This window comes from Vibrio sp. WZ-1, from assembly GCF_052037695.1.
Lineage (GTDB): Bacteria > Pseudomonadota > Gammaproteobacteria > Enterobacterales > Vibrionaceae > Vibrio.
The window spans coordinates 1-22,252 of record NZ_JBQEQR010000065.1; the positions used below are offsets into that span (position 1 = coordinate 1).

Genomic DNA, 22,252 nt, shown 5'->3' on the forward strand with positions numbered 1-22,252 from the left:
GAATGAAGCTAAGAAAATGGTCGCTGAGTCTGTGAAACTCTATAATGAACAGAGACCACATACAGCTCTAAAATACAAAACGCCCGATGAAGTTCATCGAGCGTTTTAACTAAAAGTGTCAACCCATATCAGGACGGGTCACACACAAATGAAGCTATTGAGGAAGTTGTGGAGTTGCCTTCGACTTGCTCCATATTTTACGCACTTTAACAATAATGAAGCTCATAATGGCAATGGTTAGCGTGATTACTGGTGCTGCCATCAACCCCATTGTGACTAATTTGCTGATGTTTTCTGGTAATAACGGTAACAACATACCAAAGCCACAAAGCAACAAGGTCCATAACAATGCGCTTAACCACGAGAAATAGTGAAACTTGTTCACTTTCTTGCCCCTAATGCCCATCATTAACGGTAGCAATGACCGCACGACAGGAACGAAACGAGCACAAAACAGCGCAATCAATCCGTGTTTACCTAGAAGCACGTCCACTTGATGAAGGCGTCTTTCAGGCACTGCATTTATCCAGCCTTGCACTTTAGGGAGGCGGTTTAGCCATTTTCCTTGAAAATACGCAGCCCAACTACCAAATGCTGCAGATACCGTTAGTAATAGTAATATGAATACCGGGTCCAGAATCCCAACAGCAGCAAGGGTACCAGACAAAACAACCACACTATCACAAGGGAAAGGAGCGGCTGGTATAAAGCCACTCTCCAAAAATATCAACATGCCTACTACAAAGTAGATCAAACCCGCACTACCTGGCGCCATCAAAGCAGAAAAATCTTGGTGCCATAGAGCTAACAAGACATCTAAAATAGAATCAAACATATACTTCTCCAAATTATTCCAATAAATCAAATTTTTAAGATTTGACTATTGATAATGAATAAATCGGTACAGCAAGTTCGCCTCTTCTAGGCCTCGCACTCGAGTATTGTAGCTCGTATCCATTAGGCTATGCAGCATTGCATAAACACAGTGCAAAGCACTTGATAGAGATTGCTCTGATTGCGAAACCCAAACGCTTGTTGTACGAACAGTTTCATTGTAAAGAAGCGGACGATCTTGAGTGGATATTGGACGAGTAGAATTTAAGCGGAGTTGCTGGCGACCTTGGAGAGAAGCGCTTAGCTCCCGGAAAAAGAAAGTCGTTCTGAGCTTTTCTTCGGCGATATGCTCCAGCCCTGCTGGCATAGCGAAATGGGATTGTCGGAAAGCACTACTCTGGCCTGATGCAAACACCAAACAGGAAAAAACAAGAGTGAGCAAACCAAACAGGAAGGTACGCACCAAGAGGAGCCTCAAACGTAACGATAAGACGTTTTAACCCCACTTGAAGCGCAATGCAAATGAAATTCTCACATCACAATAATTTGGTCATAGTTTGATATCAAAGTGCCGTTTTATTGCTCTTTTGGCGGGTACAACTCAAACATTTTTTGCACTTCTTCTGAGATAAATTCTTCACGCTTTTCAGTACTCATGGATTCCGTCAGCTTACGTTTCGAAATGGCTTTCCAAACGACTTGATTCGCTTTGCTATCGACAAGCTCTACGACTAAGTTGCCATACTTTCTTTCACGATACCTTTCTGGACTAGAGACAGCGACTCCAAAACTATTCCAGCCATACCCCACACCAAACGAAGTACCAGATGATACAAGCTCAGATTCCTGCTGGATATCATGATGGATATACAAATCCCCTCCTGCCTCAACCATAGAAAGACCTTTGCTCTGTAGTTGCCCTTCAATAGCATCTTCGATTCGACGAGCGTCAAGACTCATTGGCGACGAACCTTTCTCACCAAAATCAAAAGTCTTATACAGCGTGAAGTCGGCTTGCTTGTCGACATCGGTACTAACCGTAGTACAAGCGCCTAGCATCAGAGCCAGTAACGATGCGCCAATCGCTCTTTTCAACATAACATCAGTCCTCTCACAATTATTCGATACACCAACACACGGCTTTGAGCTATCGAAAGCATAATTCTCTCAATACGAGTTGGTAGTAGATTGTTTAATAGGTGCTTATTCGAGTGTTGACCACAAAGCTTAACAATTCAAATTGTCGACATGAGTTCACATCGATTTTGAGGGGAGCAAAGATATTCTATGTAATGCGAGGTCGTTGGTTAGCTAACTGATGGCTAGAAACTAACTCTAGCTGGGATAGAGGGCAAAAATGGCTTAACCTTACCATCACATGGTAACGAGATTGATTTATGAAATTGATACCGTGGTAAGTCGAAGATTGGAGCGGGCAGCGGGAATCGAACCCGCATCATCAGCTTGGAAGGCTGAGGTAATAGCCATTATACGATGCCCGCGCATCGAAGAGACAACCTCAATATGCCACAACTGTAGGAAAAGAAAAGCGCTTTTTGTTCAAATGCTTACTTATCAGCCAAATATAATCAAATGCTTACACATAGCGCTCATTTTTTGTTTCATTACAAAGAAATAAAGGAGCACCAATGTGCTCCTTTTGACTTATTCCTGACTTGTTGATGCATTTCCAAGTGAGTACTCGGACGATGCGTCGCTTAACTTTGTAGGTAAGCGTTAAGCATCCACATGAGCTTTTCTTGTTCACGGATGTAGTCACCCATCAATGCCGCTGTACCTTCATCATCTGCTTCACCAGCGTTTTGTAGGATCTCACGTTGCTTTAGAAGTAAAACGCTAAAACCTTGAACCAAACCTTGTACACACTCCTCACCAGAAGTCGCGTTTTGATGTTCTTTAATCTCACTAGCTTCCAAGTAGTTGCTGAATGCATGCGCTGGAGTATGGCCCAAAGTAAGAATACGCTCTGCAAGCTCATCGATTTTTGTCTGTAGATCAGTGTAGATCTCTTCAAATTTTACGTGAAGTTCGAAGAACTGTTGACCTTTGATATTCCAGTGGTAACCACGTGAGTTCATGTACAACACTTGGTAGTGTGCTAGTAGCTGATTGAGCTGTTGAGCTAGTTGTGCTGATTGTTCGCTATCTAGACCAATTAGGTTTGCTTGTTTGTTCATAATCTTGCTCCTAGAAGAGTAATACCAATCGTAGTGACCAACTGTTCTTTCTAGATTGGTATAAAGTTAAAAATTCTTTTGCAGTGTTTGCTGCCGATGGAGTCATATTACGACTCTGCCTCGACGAAGAAAATTTGGTTTTAGCTATGATTTCAATAGCCAAACTCAATAAGCAAATTGGCTAAAACTGGCGTATCATCCGGAAGTTATTTGCTATTGGAAGTGGGACTTGAAGGAGAAAATGGTGAAGTAATATGTTGCTCGTGTTTTCAAACAGCTTCGAGAAACATTACTTAGAAAGAGTATCTTACGTTGGCAAATAGCAAGGTTGCAGGTGTAGCGCCAAACAAGCTCCCACTATCTCCATCGAACCTTTGAACAACAGTCAGTAGCTGCCAGTCATTGGCGAGGGAGTAACTGCTCGACAGCCCTAAGAAATAAGAATGGTCATCATAGTAGCTGCTCGATAACGTGACACGATTAAGTGGCGTAAGATCGAAGCTCACATCTGCATACCACGTGTTTTTTGTAAAGCTCAAGGTTTTTGCATCAAGAGGAAGGTTCAAATACACCAATGCGCTGGATGCATCTTGAGGTTCTGAAATAAACAACCACGCGGCGCGCCCCATCCAACTACGCTTTCCACCAAAGCTGTAATCCGCTTCGATACTGCCGACAGTAGTCTTTTTGGTCGGTTCGCCTTCAATTTCCGGATCGATGGGATCAAACCACGTGAGCTCTCCACGAAACCCAGCGTTAAAGACATCCGTCGCAAAGCCTGCACCAAGTACATAATCAATCCGTCCTCGTCCTGCAATAACCTGGTAATCCCATCCGGAATGGTTGGCTGAATAACGAAGTGATACGCTGTTCTGACTTGATTCACGTGCAGGCGAGAACACCAAGTCTACCCCACCGGCAAAACCAAGCTCTCGACTCACCATTACTGCATCAGTACCCGCCCGCTCTTCATAATCGAAATCGTAGATCGAATACGCGTTGTAAATGTCGTTTGGATTCCAAATCGTATTCATTGACCAGTTGATACGAAAACGCCCAACTTGCGCTCTCCAGTCATCCTGCTGCCAAGTCAGATATAAACGGTCTAGTTGACTATTTATCAGCACGTCATTTTCAAGCCAGTTCTTACTCAGGTCGAAATACCCAGAATCCCACGCAATCAAATCAGCGTAACGAGGAAAGTCGGTAGAATCCCCCCAAAGTGCACGATTTCGTAGCCCAACATTCACACGCCAATTAGGTGAGAAACGGTATTCAAAATTAAATCGATTGTGCATCAGATTATCGAATGTGTTGTCTACGTTATCCGGTACGCTGTAGGTCGCCATATATTTGATGTAGCCATCTAAATCCCACGATTTTTGTGGTACTAATCCCGGCACCGAGGTAAGAGCAGAACGACTCATAACACTAAGCACCAAAACACTTAACGCCTTTATAAACACCACTCGTACTTTCAGTTTAAGGACCTTGATTACAGATGAAGGTAGCTTAGGAACATCACTACGCATGCGACCTCTCTGCACTGTTATCTATATTGCTGAAGTCACGTGCAAGACGACCATCTTCAAATACGATGATGCGATGGGCTCGCTTAATTACACGTGGGTCATGGGTGGAGAAGATAAACGTCGTCCCCTCTTGTTCACTGAGTTGCTCCATAATGTCCAGCAACTCCGCGGTACTTTTGGCGTCTAGGTTGGCAGTTGGTTCGTCTGCCATGACAAAGCGAGGTTTGGGCGCAAGTGCACGGGCGACAGCGACTCGCTGTTGTTGTCCGCCGGACATCTTACCTGGCACCTTATTCATTTGCTCCGATAACTTAACTTGCTCAAGCAAGGATGTAGCTCGCTCACGGCATTCCCGTTCAGTTTTACCTTGCAGCTGCATAACAAATTCCACATTCTCGAGTGCGGTTAACACAGGCAACAAACTGTAATCTTGAAAGATAAAACCAATATTATCGCGCCGATAAGCGATCAACTCTTTTTCTGACATTGAAGAAATTAGGCAGCCATCAATTTCAACTATGCCAGAAGTCGGTGAATCAATACCGCCAATCATATTCAGCAAGGTTGTTTTGCCGGAGCCAGACGGCCCCATGATTGCAACAAATTCCCCCTGCTTAATTTCTAAATCCACGGACTGCACCGCATGCACAGGGTAATCACCATCGGCGTTGTAAATCTTGGTTAGTTTTTCCAATTTAATTGTCATTAACTTTTCTCCGCCATGGCATCCGCCGGTCGACGCATTAAAATTTGTCGTGCTGGATAAAGTGCTGCGATGAAGCTTGCAACAAAGATTGCTACGATGATCATTTGGTATTCCGCTATCGATACTCGCGGATAAAGTAAGGTATCCACACCATAAGCCCCTAACCCTTCAGCCATACTAGCAAGTGACAATCCGGTGAGACTCAGCACTTTGAGCATAATCGCACTTCCCAATAATCCAAGCGCACAACCGCTTAATCCTAGGAACAAGGTTTCAAATACGATCAACAAGCGTATCTTGTGCTTTTGCATCCCGACCGCCATTAGCACACCAAATTCACGAGTCCGTTCAAACACCGACATCAGCATAATATTGATAATGCCAAGGGTCATCGCGAGGACAAATACCACCAGCATTACTTGGTTAGAGACGTCCATTGTGCTCATCATGGTAGAAAGCAATGGCTGGATTTCTTGCCAAGGTCTCACAGTCAGGAGCCCCTTGGTTTCTGGTGGTAAAATTGAGTAAGTAAACGCCTGTATCTGTTTCAGTTCAACATCGCTGTTAGAGGTAAGCAGTATTGCGATTTCGTGTGCACCACTCAGCCCTGCGACCTTTTCTAAATCAGCTTTGCGAACATAGACGTTACCATCATCAAATCCGGTCGATGGTGTTTTGAATATGCCTCGTACGCGAAATGCAGCTCCTGCAACCTCACCATTAATATCAGAAAGGGTTAATACGACTTTAGATCCCACTCGAAGCTTTAAACGTTCTGCTATTTTTCTTGAAACCAAAATCGGGTTTCGGCCCTCTTCACTCAACCATTTCCCATCGACAACATGTGCTGCGAGTGGTGTGATGATTTGTTCTTGTGCGATATTAATGCCATTGATACGAACACCACGCGTACTCCGTGCAGACGCTATCATTCCGTCCGCTAAAAATCGTTTGGAGATGGCTTTCACTTCGTGATTGCCCGCCAACACTTTGGCGATCTTATTCGCATCGGGAATCACCTCTTTCAGATCGGGATTCACCAAATAAGACTGTTGATGAATCTGCAAGTGGCTGGTTTGCCAGGAAATCGCATTCTTGACCATGCTATCGACCAAACCGTTCATAAACCCCATCATGGCAACAACACCCATCAAGCCAAGTACCATGGCACCAAGCATGATTGATGTTCTCAACTTATTGCGCCATAAGTTACGCCACGCTAACTTAACCAGCATAAGTACCTCCTTTTAACCCTAAAGCAATAGGCATTCGAAGCATGCGAACCATAGGGTAAAGCAAACACAATAGAAGAATGAACAACACAACGGCTATTTGGTTGAGCAGCAAGTAAGGGTCAAGCGAAACGGGGACAATGGGTTCAAAGCCACTTTCAAGCATGAGCTTGGCGGCATCACCGGTAATTTTTATCGGATTGAAATAGAAGTAACCCAACACCGGCGCACTTACTAAAAATCCAATGCCAATGCCAATTACGGATATGAACAGAGATTCAATCATAAGTAGAAAGACGAGCTTGGAACGCAGCATTCCAGTCGCTAACATGACAGCAAATTCACGTTGTCGTTCTAAGGTCATCATTAAGATGGTCGCGAACAAACCAAATCCAACGATGCCGTAGAGGATATAAATCAGGAAAATACCACCCGCTTTATCTAAGGCAATTTGCTGTGCCATCTCTGGTGATAATTCCTTCCAGTCTTTAACAGCGATATTTTTACCATAATCGGATTTGAGCTGTTCGACGGTATTAGGTAAGGATCTTAAACTCTCAGTATTCAAGACCCAAGCAGTCACTTGTTCATCCAGCGAATACAAGTTTTGCGCGGTATCGAGCGGCATATACACCAACTGAGAATCAAGTTGCTGCAAAGGGAAATGAAGAATGCCTGAGATTTGATACAAACCTGCTGCAGTTTGACCTCGGTAACCTACACCATAAAGAACTAATTCATCGCCTACATTGAGCTGGAGATAGCTTGCTAATCCCCCACCGACTAACACCGATTTCTGGCCTGATTGAATGTATTCCCCCTTAATTAGCTTGTCACTGATATTGGAGTACCTATCTTCAGCCTCAGGTTCAACGCCTAACACCATCACGCCCTTGGAACGCTCATCTTTCGCGGCTAAAGCAAAGGATTCCACCCGAGGTAATACCACATCAATATTAGGATTGTTTTTAGCCGCAGAAATGAACATGGTGCTCTGCGGTAAGACATCATCGATGCTGGAAGAATCACTAAACTCGGGGTTTTGCAGTTGAATTAGCCCTGTGTAAAACTTGGCCGCATTTTTTATGTTGGAGGTATAACTGCCTTCTTGAAACGCTCGCGTTATAAGAGAAAGAAACAACACCAGTGCTAGCGCAGACGCCGTGAGTAATGTTCTACGTTTTTGTCGCCAAAGGTTTCGCCAAGCGAGTTTCACAAGCATCGTTTTACGTCCCTTTCGTTGATTTGTAGCTATCGGTTCATTTCCATCTAACCATTAATTTACGCTTGTTTAGTCACGTAACGTTTTCATCTTCTGCTGAGAAAAAAAACTGTCGTCAATCTCAAAATCAAACTGCGCTTGGTGCGTGGTCAGTACGGTTTTGTTGTCTGGTTTATCGAGCGGTTGCATTTCCATTCTGGTTGCCAGTTTTCGACCTCCCAGCACCTTCACATCATAGGTGGTCAACACATTTACTCGCTCTTCAAACTCATCATAAAACTCAACTTTGCGTTGCAGATAGGTCGACTTAGAAATCCATAACGTCACTTTACTCCAAACCACTGGAGCATCAGGTTTGGCGACGGCGTCTATCACCCAAACGTTGTCACCATCAAACACCTTCTCAGCCTTTAACTCGTGTTGATAATCCACCACGATTGAAGACTGGTTGATCAAATCATCATTGGTAAAGTCCGATCCCATCCATGACTGGCTCAACATAGACGGTGCGATTTTGATGATCCGCTCAATACTTGGCACCCAGTTCCACATTTCTCTTTGTCGCTTCAGAGACGCACTACCCTTATCTTTAGCAGGCGCCGTAACCAACACCAAAGACAAATCCGTGCCTTTTGTCCAGCTTTTCATGGTCATAGAGCGAGTCCAATTTGGGCGAATGATCTCCATCGTGGATTCACTGTAACTAGAATCACCACGCATGGCTTGATCAGATTTTTGGACGATATCAGAAGCACTTTCTGCCAAAACTGAGAGTGAATAAAGAAGGGATAACAGAAACACCAAACAAGTACGCATAACTATCCTCGACAATAAAAACCATGGGGTCAAAGTCAGAAATAGAAACAAAAACAAGAAGTTTAAATCAGTATAGCAAGGTGGTGCGTTGCTTAGACGAGAGACCGATCATAGTTTTATTCAGCTTTTCGGAGTAAGGGCTCCACGTTATTTCGACATACTCGTTGGAAAACCGCACGATTCTTACCTGCAGACTTGGCCCGATACATTAGGGTATCCGCATCTGCTAACGATACGGGCGAATCAAAATAAGGATAGAACGCGCATCCTAGGCTAACACTGACAACATGCTCATTAATCACAACTGTATTCTCCGCTACAGCAACACACAGCTCTTCTGCGAGTTGTCGAGCACGAGCCTCTGTTAAACTAGAAGAGATAATGGCGAATTCTTCACCGCCAATTCTTGCAAGAGATACTTCTTCTGGCATCATCTTCTTCGCAGTATTTGCGACAGAATGAATCACCTCATCACCACAAATATGTCCGAACCTATCATTGATAGACTTAAAGTCGTCAATATCGAATATCATCAGTGTTAGGTTACGGCCACTCACACCAAAGCTAGATAACTGCTCAATAAAATGACGTCGATTCTGTAGTTTCGTTAATGGATCCGTCAGAGTTAGCTCTAACAGTTTTTTATTCGCTAGCGTTAACTCTTTCGTTTTTTGGCGAACGGTTTTTCGCAAATTAAAAATATGAAACATCGCAGCAGCCGAAAACAGCACAATAGCCATCGGCAGCAAATACATTGGGTATACTCTCTGGATATTGGTCCAACGATTTATAATGCGATCTTTTTCTGAATGGGGAATATTTTCAAACTGGTGAGACAAAGCTTCTATAGAAATAGAGCTTCCCGCTGCAATCCGTAAATCTCGGCTGTAGAGGTGCATAACTGGCACAAAACTAAAAAGCATACTGGTTGTCGCTATATGGAAGTTGACCACCTGTTCATCCGCAATAAACAACTTGATCTCTTGTCGCGCAGCAGCCTTCAGAAGCAACTCATTATTTTCATAAGTGCTTACTACTAAATCAGGGTATTTATTGGTGATAAAGTACTCTTCATACCCTCCTTTAACGACTCCTATCCTTGTCGCAGTCTTCCCTTTTAATGCATCTTGGACATTCAAACCAACCAGTTCAGTCGAAAGATACAATTGCGTATCAATGGGCATAATGACTGCGCCAAATTCTAGATACTCATCTCTTGGTTTGGAGTAAATAAGCCCAGCATGCACATGCGCTTTACCTTCTTCCATTGCGCGCAAAGATTCATCCCAATCAAGCAACAAAAACTCTATACGAACATGGTTCTTTTCCGCATAGGCTTTCCAGTAATCAATTAATATTCCGGCAGGCTCTCCATCTTCAGTTAAGTAAGAGAATGGTTTCCATGCTTTAGAGTTGGTAACAACCAAAACATTAGGCTCAGAAACATGAGCGTAACTAAAACAAGGGAGGGAGATCGCCATAAGGAGAGCAAGGTATAACTGCCCGACGATAAGCCGTGTTAATACTTTATGCACGTACAACATCATACCTTTTCTCTACACTAATACTGATGGGCTACAACCTTAGGTATAGCAAATAATGTAAATGTAGTTGAGTACCAAATGTGACACACATCTAATTCACAATATCAATATTGAGAATTCTATAAATTTGTATTAGTAATGTACACTACCTCTCGCACTAAAGTATTTATTTCTACTTCTAAAACTCCAAATCTAGGACGTCTGATTAAATAATCTACGAATTACCACTTGCCATCAGACTTGGTGCACAGTCCTGCTTTTCCCTTATATTAATAACTTCAAGAAATAGGTGAGCTTTGTTAACTTTACCGTAAAATTTTCGCAGTAAAATTCATCATGCCTTCACAATATCGAATAAACAAAATTGTTGAGATTGGCGATACACTCCATCGCAGTGGTTGTGCGCCGTACAAAGTAGAAAAATACACTCAACACTACGCCCAAAAACATGGCGTTGATGTAATGATCCAGGCAACACCAACGGCCATCAATTATCAGTTCCCAGACGACAACAATGCAGTTGTGCTGAAACGCCTCAAGCCGGCTTCAATCAACTTAAGCTTGCTGGCAAACACCATCATCCGTATTAACCAGCCAAGTAGCGAGCCCGTACCAGAACCAGCTGGCTACTCCAAATGGGTTATAGCATTAGCGAACATGGGCATTCCACCAGCTTATTTGATGCTGGTTGGCAGCACTTTAGAAGCGGTCGGCTTTGCCTTTATTCTTGGTTTTATGGTGTGGGGTTGTCAGCAAGTTTGCCGTGCAAGACGCGCGATTGCGGTTGAATTTATCGCAGCCTTGCTTACCGGTATTATTGTGGCTTACCTTTCTAGTACTGGCTTGCCGATTCCTGTCTGGGCGTTGTGTATCGCAACGATTGTGTTATTCGTGCCCGGACTCTCTATTGCTAACTCACTTGAATGTCTCGCATTCAACGACTTGGTATCCGGAACCAGTTTATTAGGGCAATGCGCACTCACTCTAATCAAGCTGTTTGTGGGCATCACGATGGGACTTAGTATTGGTGAGGCCATTTGGGGACAGGCTCAATCTATTGCGTACACCAATGAGATTCCAACCTGGATGCATATTAGCGGCCTGTTTCTAATATCAACCTGCCTTGGCGTTATTTTTAACGCTCGCCCACTCGATATATTACTAGGATTACCAGTGGCAATGCTCGGAATGTGGGGGCCGTTCTATCTTGGGTTTGATAGTGGATGGGTTGTCGGGACTTGGATAACCACGGTTCTTATTACCCTCTACGGAACATGGATAGCAAAGAAAATGGAACTCACCGGGTCTATCTACATTGTTCAGGGTATTATCATATTAGTCCCTGGTAGTAGGGTCTTGGTAAGTGCAAGTCAATCCGTATTTGAACAATCTATCTTACCGATCCCAAGTATTGGTCTATCCGCACTATTTATGTTTTCAGCCATTGTCGCAGGGCAAGTAACTGCATACTCGATATACTCACCAAAGATTGAACGTTAATCCGCTCTGCTGGTCATGAAAAAGCCCTATTCAAAATCCACTTAATTGAGAACTTTGAATAGGGCTCTTTGCCTCTATGCTTCGCTTTCCGGTTGAAACTACCTTTACCTCTCTTTGCTTTTACTACTCTCGTTCTGAATAACTTGCTTGTGACTGCCGCTTTAAGCGCATTATCTTTGATTATCCCGCGTCCAAATTCTGTATCTAAACTCAATTCATCCGGACAGAGATTATGTTTTGAATTACTCATAAACACTCCTTATTGGTCAAACCAGATTGAACAATAATTTCGCAAACTAGTCAATTTCGTAGAATTAAATTCATAAATCTCTTGAAAAACTTCATGCTTGTTTCATTTATTTGCAACTTCATCAAAAAAACAGTGGTTAAAAAGTGACTAAATACAAATATTTCCATGTATCCTTCCGATAAATGTTGACTCTCTCTGAATTTAACCTAGACTCAACGTCGGCTAGAAAGAAAGTTCTTTGTTCTCACATTTCGTTGGATGATTAGTAAGTCCGCCGTCCTGTGGTACGCAATAGCAATTTATTTTTCCACGCTATAAGCGCCTGAAAGGCGAAGATTTACACAATATTAGATATTTAGGAAATAGACATGTCTAACAAAGCTACTGGTACAGTTAAGTGGTTCAACGAAACTAAAGGCTTCGGTTTCATCCAACAAGAAAACGGTCCTGACGTTTTCGCTCACTTCTCTGCAATCCAAGGTGACGGCTTCCGTACTCTTGTTGAAGGCCAGAAAGTAGAATTCGAAATCACTCAAGGTCAAAAAGGTCCACAAGCTGAGAAAATCACTCTAGTTTAAGACTTATAGATTTTGATATGGTAGCCAGCTATTAGCTGGCTATTTTTTTGCCCAACTTTCATGATATTGCTCTCCGGATAAAGGAAAAGATTAACTTTACTCAATAAAATGCAAACTCGACGTGAGAGTTGATGTATCCTAATGCCACTGTCCCGCTATGCCTCAAAATCCTAGGTATTTAGCATCATATCTAATGTTATTTTCTACAACGTAGACATTGACAGAGATAACTTCCTCACACATTGAGACTGATTAAAACATGGCTCTAAAACCTACTATTTATAAGTTTCGTATCGCTATCTCTGATATGAACAACGACTACTACGACTCAAAAAACCTGACTATCGCCCTTCACCCTTCTGAAAAACCACAGCGAATGCTGGCACGCATCTTTGCTTTCTGCCTAAATGCCCAGGATGAGCTAGAGTTCACAAAAGGTCTTTCTACGACAGAAGAGCCCGATCTGTGGCATGTAGAAGACGACCAATCTATTACCCATTGGATTGAGATCGGAGAGCCTGAACCTGACCGCATCAAAAAAGCAACTCGCCTTGCAAAGCATGTAAAGGTTTATACCTACAACACAAAAGCATCAGTGTGGTGGGATAAGATGGCAGGTAAGTTTGGAATGCTTCCAGTGAATGTAGCAAGCTTAGATTACGATGCAATTGACATGATTGCCCAGCATCTCGATCGTGGTACTAGCCTGTCTGTCATGATCACTGGCAGTTCCCTATTTGTTGACATTAACGAACAACATATCGAAGTAACATTGAAGGAATTGCAGACGCATGACGCCTCTTAGTGAACTTATTCATGAAATGGGAATAAAGAACATTCCTTTCGTGAGTAAGCATAAAGCAGCGAGACGACGCTGGACAAAAGAGCAAGCCCCTTTGTTCATAAGAGTATGTGAAAACAAGCCTGATACGGCGCCTGCCCTGCACCTACTTGGATTGTTAACAAAATCTCACATCGAAGCCAGTGCTCTGTATGAACAGCAGGCTACGTCAACGCATAATATGCAGCAAGTTCTGAATGATACGCTAGGCGAAGAGCACGCAGAGAAATTCACTAATCAGTCTGCCGAGGACTTAGTGTTGGTGACGCACTTATGGCTATATACCCAAGGTTACCTTAACATGGACTTTAGCCTTGCTCACGATCACGCGGAGCAAACCCAGAATACTTTGCAACATGAGCTCGTGATAAAACGAATGGATTTAGATGCCTTTCGTACTGATTTGATGCAAAGCTTCTACATGGGTAAAGAAGCTAACCCCACAAAAGCGCATGGGCTTTTTGGATGGATGAAGCGCCTGTTTTCCTTATAAAAAACATGGTTTTGTCAAAACAGAACAACTGCTAGACTACCCCTTCTCATGCAGCAGGTTCTCTGTTGCATGAAACTCAAGGACACTCATCCACTGAACATCAAGGGATCATTATGAAGTTTATCCGTTGGATTTCACAAAAAATAAAAACTAATAAAGTCAACACATTAAAAATCCAACTGTTTATGAACAGCTCTATTCACTTTACTTGTTGATAAATAAACATCGAGCTATAACTAGAGAGTCTGGTTTAGAATGGATGATTATGGAGATTAAAGGATTTACTCGAATAATTAATGAGTGACCATCACCAACTGACCATCAAATTCGTCTCATCGAAGATAAAGCTGACAGTATCAGTCATAAAGACTCACTACAAAGTTAATTGATCAGTGCAGATCGTCGGATGAAGTATCATGTCCTCATTGTGGTTCTATCAACTTACATAAGGATTGCAACGATACCGATTTAGAGAGCCTCTGTGCCACAAGACTTTCAATGCTCTGACTAAAACGCCACTAGCTCGCTTGAGAAAGCGGAAGTTGTGAAGTCGAAATGTGGAGTGTAAAGCCGAGAGTAAACGATTCGCCAATCGACAAAGAGCTAGGTGTAGCAATTACAACAGCATTTAGAGGGTGGCATCACTTCCCTGCCTCTCCAACCATCAGTAAAATTTCTGAAGTCTTCGGGATTGTTGAGGCAGATGAAATGTTCTTCTTCGAAAGCTACAAAGGAAAACGAACTATCCATCATCGTGAGCCAAGAAAGCACGGAGGCATGTGCGATAAACGCAAGAAAGAAGACCAAACTGCTGTGCTTACCGATAAAGATAGCAGCGGTGGTCTAACTGAAACAATGCTGGGACGACCAACTAAAGAGAAAATTGGTGAAGCATTGAAACCCATTATAAACACCGACTCGATTCTGTGCTCGGATGGCGCTCACTCATACAGAAGCTTTGCTAAGGAAAATGGCTTAACTCATTACCACACCATAGCAAGCAAATCACAAAGGGTCATTGGTAAACAACCCCACATTCAAAACGTCAATAACTACATGATGTGCACAAGAGGCTGGATGCAAAGGTTTCACGGGGTAGGAACGGATTATTTACCGAACTATCTAGGTGGATGCGCTTATTGGAGAACATGAAGAACAAGGAGTTACCTCTCTGACTTCATTAGTGATGCTTTTAGTTTTCACCACAATCAACAAACGCTTGAGGCAATATCATCGCTGCAACACTCGACCAAAAGAACTCCAAGGTTTTCAAAAGTAGAAAGCCTTATTACCGCATACTCTAAAAGCAACCTTGATGATGAGTATTGCCTTTACTTGACAGCGGCATTAGCTCGTAAAAAAGAAACACCTTTACCAAAGGCAAAGTATGGGGTCATACACGCAATAGGAATGGTTAATTTCTAATTCGATAAGAACACAAAGCCTTTTGTGAGTGCTTCAGACTTTGACGTAAGCAGCAGTTCTGGGAGCGCTAGGTCAAAGTTAATTCGAAATCTGTTCGACATGTTCCCATCAGATCCTAACTGGACTTTGCACGATAATCCGCATATCTGGTTAACATCATGTAGATATAAGGCAGATGCCTCTTGAGATTCAGAGCAAGCATTTGAACAAAATATAATTCCATTTATTCCCCAATAAACGTCTTTATGATTACTGTTGTAATACTTCGAATAAGGGTGACCGACATTTAACGAAAATAGAGCAGATTAAACACTAGCCTAGAGATTCTTGGTTGGAACAAATTGCAGATTTGTGCAAGGTATTGAACGATAGCTATCAAAGCCAGGCTGATGAATGGGAGCGATATCTTCAAAAGTTGAACGACCAAAAAGCACTTTCATCATGGAGCGATTTGATGACGAAAGCGCTCGGTGCGATTAGGGTGGAACGGCTTGAGCAGTCAGAGATTCTTGCGAGATTCAAAAATCCAAGATTCAACAGCCTAAGAAATACTCGGCTTTATTAGATGCTTTGCATCAGGGGTACGTAAAAGAGCTGCAACACCAAAATGCTATCGATTTTGATGACATGATCATTCGAGTCATTCAAGTTATTAATAATGATGAATACCAGCCTGAATGGAAGTATGTACTTGTCGATGAGTTTCAGGATATCTCTGCTGCACGAATGGAGTTTATTAAGTCAATTATCTCTAAAGGCCCTCAACCATCGCTCACAATTGTTGGAGATGACTGGCAGTCTATCTATCGCTTTTCAGGTGGCAAGCTTGAACTTACCACGCGTTTCGATGAGATGATTGGCCCCTACTCTCTCACTAAGCTTCAAAAGACATTTCGTTACACTAATAGCATCGCTAATACCGCTGGTCAGTTCATTATGGAGAACCCTGAACAGTATGAGAAGCACATTAAAACCCATACTGTTGTTGACCAATCGCAAGTTTTCCTGCTCGATGATAAAGTCGGAAAGTAAGATGGTGTCTACGACAGAGTTGAAGAGGTCGTAAAAAAAATCAGGGCCAATGATGTCGTTGGCAGCATTGCGATAATTGCGCGATACAACTATTTACTCAACGACACAAAAACTGCCTTATCAAAGGTCCAGCTAACTGACAACGTCAATTTTTGGAGTTTCCACAAATCCAAAGGGCTTGAAGCTGACAATTGTATTCTGATTGGTTTCTTCCAAGGTAAGAGTGGATTCCCGAACGAAAACCGAGATGACGCAATAATCGAAGCTCTACTTCCATCGTTGAATTCCTATCCACACTCTGAGGAGCGCAGGCTACTCTATGTTGGTATTACCCGAGCGAAAAAAAATGCTACATCATTGCAAACCCCTCAGCACCATCAGACTTTATAACAGAGTTATTAGCTCCCAAATATGAGCTAAACATAGCCTCCACGGCCTTTCAAGAGCAATACCGAAGAATTTTCAAATGCCCAAACTGTGAGGATGGATATCTAAGGCTTATTCAAGGTAAGTTTGGTGAATTTTACTCTTGTAGTTCTGGTTTCGGCTGCGATGTAGGTAAGGCGCGAGTATGCAGTAAATGCAGAGCACCTTCTATCGACACAAGAGATGCAAGTATCTGTAATAACTCAGCCTGCAACAACAAACTGAAAATATGTAACAAATGTGGGCGCCCGATGAAAAAGCGTCAAGGAAAGTTTGGCGAATTCTGGGGATGTTCAGGCTATGGAGTAAAGAGTGATCAATGCACGAATACAACTAAAATATGACACACTGTAGTATTTACAAATTCAGACTTAATCCGGCAGTTAGCCAGTTTTCTACCTGGTACCTGTTGGATCATATTTGGGCTAGATTCTTCTAGATTTACCGTCTTCGAATGTTTTTGTAGGTGTCCTGCTTCAATATATTGTCCATTGATGATAACTAAGAATGTTCTCGTAGCCCATAATTCACCGGATCTTTCTGTTAATCTTTCGTTAAACCATACAGTTTCTCTCTGTACATGTCAGCCAATATGGTCTTCTGGATGCATACGAGAATGCTATTTTCTGTAGCAGCATCGTTTTAGTTTTGGTCTAGCCGCTATCATTAACGACCTGGGAAGACGGTGGCAGTACTGTTCAACGAGATCACAGTAGCCACTAAATTGGTCAGTTAAAGTTTTGAGCATTGGTAGTTGTGCACTTTGAAAAACAATAGAACTTTATCATTAAGCATATCCTGCTGTGACTAATGAATTTGTCGTACAAAGCTTCACGAAAGTAGGCTGTATAAAATGCATTCCTCAACAGACTTATTAGTTCCCTGGAAAGGTTGCACTTACCTTGCTAACAATAAGATTTTAATTGAGTGCAGCGAGAAGTTGCAGACTTATTTACATTTACAACTGCGATTGATATGTGTCTATTTAGGCCTGCAAATTCAAGTTTAATGATATTTAGAGTAAGAAATAATTAACTATTATTGGGTTAATGAGTATTCAATCTCTGAGCAGCTTCATATGCTGATCTTGACTGTTTTCCCGCACACTCTGAGTTAAAACGACGTATCATATTAGTGTGAACATTAACCTGTCTGTTGTAATTATCTACAGAATCAGAGTTATATTGGTCAACATGCATAGAGCTTAATTTATCAGATAGCCACTCTGCTTCATTATAAAGCTTAATACATTCTTCCATTTTATCGTCACTGATAACAGGAACATGGCCATATGTTGAAGACGTTGGCGGAACTCTATATTGTTGAGCGTATGCTGATAAAGAGTTTACTAAAAGAAAAACAGTAGATGCTGATAGAATAAATTTCTTCTTGTTTAATTTCGACATTATTTATTACTTTGATTAGAATGAACTTAAGTAAGTAGATAGTTCATTGGAAGATAAGGATGGTTTATTTTTTTGTATTGATATTAAAAGGTCAGACATGGTTATATCTCGATTACCTTTTAGAGCTATTCTTGCAGCTTCATCACAAATAAACTTTATATCACTCGATACGTAATTCTCGGTTTTTAATGCCAATTCATCAATATTGACATCATCTTTTATAGGGCGCCCTAATAACAACTTTTCAAACAGCTTAGTTCGACTAGGGCAATCCGGCAACGGAACATATATTTTTTTGTCAATACGACCAGTTCTCAACACAGCAGGATCTATTAACTCTGGTTTGTTAGTTGCTCCTACGATAAATACGCCATCCTTGCCACAGTCATTCATCTGTGCGAGAAACTCGTTAACCGCACTGGTATTCATATGACTTACACTTTCATTGTCGCGCCTCGGTACAATTGAATCCAATTCATCAATGAACAAAATCGAAGGAGCACTAGATCGTGCATTGTCAAATAATTTCTTTATATTACCTTGAGTTGCATTAACCCACTTGCTTTGAATATCTGATGGCTTGAGTGAAAAAAGAGTGAAGCCAACCTCTTCGGCCATTCGTTCTATAAAAAATGTTTTACCACAACCTGGTGGACCATACAGCAATAACCCATTTGGAATATCTAGCCCATAACGTAGATATTTATCACGCTCTCTTATCGCGTCTATGACATCTGTCTTAATGGTTTCTTTCAAATCCTCCATCCCCGCTATAGCTGAAAATCCATAAGACTTAGAGCTATGGTCTGGTTCAACAACCCTGAGATTCCCCACTCCCGGCTTTGATTTGTATTCAAGCGCAGCGATAAACTCTTTGGCTGTTTGGAAGCGTTGGCCTGGTTTTTCGGCTAAAGCACGCTTAATAATTTCAAACAGGTTATTTCCTGAAACACTTGTAATAATGGGTATTCTAATACCATTTTCTCGTACCTTAACCATTAAAGATTGAAGCTCATTTACATCAATATCACGCGTAGAAAATGAGGCATCCCACGGCATCATATCGTAAAGCAATCGATACAAAATCACACCAACACTAAATAAATCACTCTGTGGCGTTCCGTATCCATCGATAGCTTCCGTTGCTAAATAAATTGCATTGGCGCTAGTTGGATCGGACCGACATTTCTCTCCATTAAAATGAGCACAATCAAAAGTAGAAAGGTGACAACTCTCTTCAAATGTACTCATGTCGATCAAGATTGAATTACAGCTTAAGCTGTTGCAAACAATTGACTGTCTGCCTGAGTGCAGAGACTCTAAACCTCGCAAAATAGCAAGACAAATCGCTTTTGCGGCTGAATTCGAGATGTTGCCTTGACGAGAAATCCTGTCACTCAGAGACTCCCCACTCACATACGTTTGAACAATGAAAGGAAACGTTTGATTGTTTAAAGTATGAGTACCTTGTGCGACTAATACAGGAGCAAATTCAGTAGAGCATGCGTTCATCAACTCAACTTGGTTGGCACAAAGGTCGAAAGAATCTTTTGATGTAAACAAATGCACAACAAAAGTCTGACCTAATGCGTTTGTAACCCGGTAGGATTGGATATGGCTTCTTAACTCAAGCAAAAAGCCAACTTCATAAGTATCGGAAAGAAGCTGGCCTCTGCTGAGTAGCGCCACAATGTCGCTACTCATCACATTATCCTGCTAATACACTATCGTCTATTTCAGAGCGTTCAATTTCTGGTAACAACTCCAATAGGCTTACTACAACAGGGCCTAATTCATCAGCATCTGCACGCTGGCCAACTAACTCGAGACCTTGGTTAATTAACTCTCTCGCTTCAGCTTTATCCGTCCAGCAATACACTTCGAAATGGTTGTCGAAGTCGCGAATATAACCCATAAGTTGATAGCGCTTGGTGATCTGAAAGAACAACGAACCTATCGTATCCAATAAATGCTTACCCGCTTTTAGATCTTGTGATTGCAATACCTCAGCTAACTCACTGCGAATTACATCAACCTGTTCAGTAGTATCATGATTTCCTAAATCATTATTAGCTTCTTCTAGGCGTTTAAACTCAAGCCTAATATTTCGTTCCAAGTTTGGCCAAGCTTCACCTTTACTTTGTCGATCAACTTCTTTGAGTACTTCTCGTAGTTCATCTCTGGCCTTCATTTTTGCATCAACAGAGTCAGGATTTAGATTAAATAGTCGCTCAGCTTCTTCCAGGCGTGAATGTATAACTGGTGATTCCTCTAAGCTGCAAATTGCATCGTTTGCTCGTTTAAACTCTTTTTCCAATGCAATCGTCGAAATAGATTGAACATCAGATGTTGGAACTTCAATCTCATAGGTATAGTCAAGGTAAGCAAAATAGGCCTCTACCTTTATATTTTGACTGCGATCAATGCTGACCATAAGTTCAACATTGCTACCTGCTGGTAAAAGCTTGGGTAAATCTACTCCCGAAATGACAACATCATAGACGTGTTCATTGTAGATAGATCGAGTTCCCTCTGCGTAATGTTCCCCTTGATACAAAGGAATCTTGATAAAATCAGAAAGTATCCCTGGTCGAATATCTTTTTGTGTTTTTAGCTCCCTTTTACAAACACCAGTTGCTGGTAGTGTAGAGTTCTTTTCCAGTCCTTTTAACGAAGAAAAAACAAGATCACCAGACACAATATCTAATATCTCAAGTCCAAAGTGCAAGGGTAATGGCATACTACCCAGTACAGAACCTTGGATAATAGCAAAAGAGGTTGGTTCACAGTCAATCCTGTTTCCTACACAATCAAACAGATCTATATTGAACGTGTTTGTCTTACCCTCTTCAAGCTCGACATCACACACTTCACCACGGCGGTCTATTTCTGTCTTGTCACTCTTCCAAGCCCCATCATTTCGTGACAGTTGCACATAGAGTTTCTCAGGAATTACTCCTTCAGTTTTATCAGCTAGTACTTTTAATGTTACGAATTCTGTAAGTTCAACACTCGATGCTTCATAATCTATCCCAAGTTGAATCTTGGTTCTGTCTCGTTTGGCGTCAACAATAGCATCGGGCAAAGATACCGTTGAAGCGTAAATTGCTGCACCTCGAGCAACCACTGTCATTGGGTCAACGCTAGTATCAGGGGGGCAAATCTGTTCACGTACCATATCACGTAGAATTGGAGACAACGTAGGACCTCCAACTAAAACCAATGAAGCTAGTTGTTCACCCGATAAGTTATTCCGCTTTAAAAGATCTACACTTAAATCGATGGCCCTCTGAACTACAGGTGAGAGAATCGGACGTAAATCTTTTTGGGTTACTGTTAAATCAATGTCGATTTCTTCACCATCGTCATCCTCACGAATATCACCAGCATCCACATAAAATTCATATTCTTCGTTGAATGAAAGTTGATTCTTAAGTTGCTCTGCAAAATACTTTAAGCCTGACCTTAGACTATTAGCTGTGATTGGATCAGCCAGTAATTGTTCAACTTCATAATTCTCTCTAATGTGAGGGATGATCAGGTTATCTACGATTGCGTAATCTAGGTCTTTTCCTCCAAGGTGATTGTCACCTGAAGAGTCAATGACTTTAACTATACCATCTTCGACCTTAACCAAAGCGGCATCGAAAGTACCACCACCAAAGTCAAACACTAACCAAAAGCCGTCTTTGCCCTTTCCTTCAACCCCATAAGCCATAGCTGCAGCAATAGGCTCTTGCAAAGTTTCAATATATTTAAACCCAGCTAACGATGCTGCTCTGCGTACAGCATCGATCTGATTCATAGTGTAAGCGGCAGGAATTGTGATTACAGCAGCATCAATGTTTTCATCTGATACGTAACTTTTTAAATATTTCAATACCTCTGCTGACAATTGCTCTGATGAAAAACTTTCGTTTCTATGAGAAGATTCGTGAGCTTCGTCCGTACCCATGGTACGTTTAAATTCGGTATATGAGTTAAAAGACATCTCACGTTTCATACTCTTTAAACATTCTTGACGAAAAACTTGAAATGCCGGAGCACCAACCTGAACTGCGCCTTTTTTGCTAAATGCTACAGCTGATGGCGTTGTATCCCTTTGATCGTCTAACGACTTGATAATCGTTAAATTACCTCCATCAATTCGCGCTAATGCTGAGTTTGTCGTACCTAAATCAATACCATAATCTATATTTGAACGTTTCATATTTTTC

The 22,252-nt window shown here is 41.8% G+C and carries 22 protein-coding genes, 1 tRNA gene and 2 pseudogenes; 10 read left to right on the forward strand and 15 right to left on the reverse strand.

The features are described 5' to 3' along the window. Positions 1–109, forward strand: a 109-nt coding sequence (locus tag ACTS60_RS08005) for an integrase core domain-containing protein (RefSeq protein WP_440886874.1), incomplete at its 5' end; no start/stop codon positions are given. 45 nt (positions 110–154) lie between these two features. Here ACTS60_RS08005 and ACTS60_RS08010 read toward each other — a convergent pair. From ACTS60_RS08010 to ACTS60_RS08060, 11 genes are all read right to left on the reverse strand, one after another. Then, the gene (locus ACTS60_RS08010; protein WP_440887816.1) at positions 155–835 is read right to left on the reverse strand and encodes a DedA family protein; all 681 of its coding nucleotides are present in this window, start codon (positions 833–835) and stop codon (positions 155–157) included. A gap of 45 nt (positions 836–880) precedes the next feature. After that, the gene (locus ACTS60_RS08015; protein ID WP_440887817.1) at positions 881–1,297 is read right to left on the reverse strand and encodes a hypothetical protein; all 417 of its coding nucleotides are present in this window, start codon (positions 1,295–1,297) and stop codon (positions 881–883) included. A 113-nt stretch (positions 1,298–1,410) separates the two neighbouring features. Beyond that, complete coding sequence (locus tag ACTS60_RS08020; RefSeq protein WP_440887818.1) at positions 1,411–1,932, reverse strand: DUF4136 domain-containing protein; 522 nt, start codon at positions 1,930–1,932, stop codon at positions 1,411–1,413. A 329-nt stretch (positions 1,933–2,261) separates the two neighbouring features. Continuing rightward, a tRNA-Gly gene (locus ACTS60_RS08025) sits at positions 2,262–2,336 on the reverse strand. Positions 2,337–2,552: 216 nt separating this feature from the next. Further along, positions 2,553–3,032 (reverse strand): Dps family protein, encoded by a 480-nt coding sequence (locus ACTS60_RS08030; RefSeq protein ID WP_045385706.1) that lies wholly within the window; start codon positions 3,030–3,032, stop codon positions 2,553–2,555. Positions 3,033–3,325: 293 nt separating this feature from the next. Beyond that, positions 3,326–4,564 carry a hypothetical protein gene (locus ACTS60_RS08035; protein WP_440887819.1) on the reverse strand — a complete coding sequence of 413 codons (1,239 nt, stop codon included), beginning with the start codon at positions 4,562–4,564 and terminating at the stop codon, positions 3,326–3,328. Continuing rightward, entirely contained in the window at positions 4,557–5,270 is a 714-nt protein-coding gene (locus ACTS60_RS08040) for an ABC transporter ATP-binding protein (RefSeq protein ID WP_440887820.1), read from the reverse strand. The genes ACTS60_RS08035 and ACTS60_RS08040 overlap by 8 nt, the downstream gene beginning before the upstream one ends. Beyond that, a complete protein-coding gene (locus ACTS60_RS08045) occupies positions 5,270–6,505 on the reverse strand; it encodes an ABC transporter permease (protein WP_440887821.1) in 1,236 nt (411 codons plus the stop codon). The genes ACTS60_RS08040 and ACTS60_RS08045 overlap by 1 nt, the downstream gene beginning before the upstream one ends. Next, complete coding sequence (locus ACTS60_RS08050; RefSeq protein WP_440887822.1) at positions 6,495–7,724, reverse strand: ABC transporter permease; 1,230 nt, start codon at positions 7,722–7,724, stop codon at positions 6,495–6,497. Before ACTS60_RS08050 ends, ACTS60_RS08045 begins: the two co-directional genes overlap by 11 nt. Before the next feature lie 69 nt (positions 7,725–7,793). Then, a complete protein-coding gene (locus ACTS60_RS08055) occupies positions 7,794–8,540 on the reverse strand; it encodes an outer membrane lipoprotein-sorting protein (protein WP_440887823.1) in 747 nt (248 codons plus the stop codon). Between the two features lie 116 nt (positions 8,541–8,656). Next, entirely contained in the window at positions 8,657–10,084 is a 1,428-nt protein-coding gene (locus tag ACTS60_RS08060) for a sensor domain-containing diguanylate cyclase (protein WP_440887848.1), read from the reverse strand. Between the two features lie 336 nt (positions 10,085–10,420). Between ACTS60_RS08060 and ACTS60_RS08065 the strand changes: the two genes are divergently transcribed. Next, a complete protein-coding gene (locus ACTS60_RS08065; protein ID WP_440887824.1) occupies positions 10,421–11,584 on the forward strand; it encodes a threonine/serine exporter family protein in 1,164 nt (387 codons plus the stop codon). Between the two features lie 13 nt (positions 11,585–11,597). On the opposite strand, the gene ACTS60_RS08070 is transcribed toward ACTS60_RS08065, so the two are convergent. After that, the gene (locus tag ACTS60_RS08070; RefSeq protein ID WP_440887825.1) at positions 11,598–11,834 is read right to left on the reverse strand and encodes an alternative ribosome-rescue factor A; all 237 of its coding nucleotides are present in this window, start codon (positions 11,832–11,834) and stop codon (positions 11,598–11,600) included. 368 nt (positions 11,835–12,202) lie between these two features. Between ACTS60_RS08070 and ACTS60_RS08075 the strand changes: the two genes are divergently transcribed. The 8 genes and pseudogenes from ACTS60_RS08075 (at position 12,203) to ACTS60_RS08110 (ending at position 16,973) form a co-directional block, all read left to right on the forward strand. Continuing rightward, positions 12,203–12,412 (forward strand): cold-shock protein, encoded by a 210-nt coding sequence (locus ACTS60_RS08075; RefSeq protein WP_005433440.1) that lies wholly within the window; start codon positions 12,203–12,205, stop codon positions 12,410–12,412. 259 nt (positions 12,413–12,671) lie between these two features. Further along, positions 12,672–13,217 carry a YaeQ family protein gene (locus ACTS60_RS08080; RefSeq protein WP_440887826.1) on the forward strand — a complete coding sequence of 182 codons (546 nt, stop codon included), beginning with the start codon at positions 12,672–12,674 and terminating at the stop codon, positions 13,215–13,217. Beyond that, positions 13,204–13,746: a hypothetical protein gene (locus tag ACTS60_RS08085; RefSeq protein ID WP_440887827.1), complete on the forward strand. Its 543-nt coding sequence runs from the start codon at positions 13,204–13,206 to the stop codon at positions 13,744–13,746. Before ACTS60_RS08080 ends, ACTS60_RS08085 begins: the two co-directional genes overlap by 14 nt. A 555-nt stretch (positions 13,747–14,301) precedes the next feature. After that, the gene (locus ACTS60_RS08090; RefSeq protein WP_440887828.1) at positions 14,302–14,898 is read left to right on the forward strand and encodes an IS1595 family transposase; all 597 of its coding nucleotides are present in this window, start codon (positions 14,302–14,304) and stop codon (positions 14,896–14,898) included. A gap of 183 nt (positions 14,899–15,081) precedes the next feature. Continuing rightward, positions 15,082–15,357, forward strand: a pseudogene (locus tag ACTS60_RS08095) (DUF6398 domain-containing protein). A gap of 345 nt (positions 15,358–15,702) precedes the next feature. Beyond that, the gene (locus tag ACTS60_RS08100; RefSeq protein WP_440887849.1) at positions 15,703–16,203 is read left to right on the forward strand and encodes a UvrD-helicase domain-containing protein; all 501 of its coding nucleotides are present in this window, start codon (positions 15,703–15,705) and stop codon (positions 16,201–16,203) included. 21 nt (positions 16,204–16,224) lie between these two features. Then, a pseudogene (locus ACTS60_RS08105) lies at positions 16,225–16,593 on the forward strand (3'-5' exonuclease); the annotation flags it as partial. 68 nt (positions 16,594–16,661) lie between these two features. After that, entirely contained in the window at positions 16,662–16,973 is a 312-nt protein-coding gene (locus tag ACTS60_RS08110) for a topoisomerase DNA-binding C4 zinc finger domain-containing protein (protein WP_440887850.1), read from the forward strand. A 702-nt stretch (positions 16,974–17,675) separates the two neighbouring features. On the opposite strand, the gene ACTS60_RS08115 is transcribed toward ACTS60_RS08110, so the two are convergent. Genes ACTS60_RS08115 through ACTS60_RS08125 form a run of 3 tightly spaced genes read right to left on the reverse strand, consistent with a single transcriptional unit; the run spans position 17,676 to position 22,245 of the window. Further along, positions 17,676–18,035 carry a hypothetical protein gene (locus tag ACTS60_RS08115; RefSeq protein WP_440887829.1) on the reverse strand — a complete coding sequence of 120 codons (360 nt, stop codon included), beginning with the start codon at positions 18,033–18,035 and terminating at the stop codon, positions 17,676–17,678. Positions 18,036–18,050: 15 nt separating this feature from the next. Then, entirely contained in the window at positions 18,051–19,739 is a 1,689-nt protein-coding gene (locus ACTS60_RS08120; protein ID WP_440887830.1) for an AAA family ATPase, read from the reverse strand. Positions 19,740–19,743: 4 nt separating this feature from the next. After that, complete coding sequence (locus ACTS60_RS08125) at positions 19,744–22,245, reverse strand: Hsp70 family protein (protein ID WP_440887831.1); 2,502 nt, start codon at positions 22,243–22,245, stop codon at positions 19,744–19,746. Between the last annotated feature and the right edge of the window lie 7 nt (positions 22,246–22,252).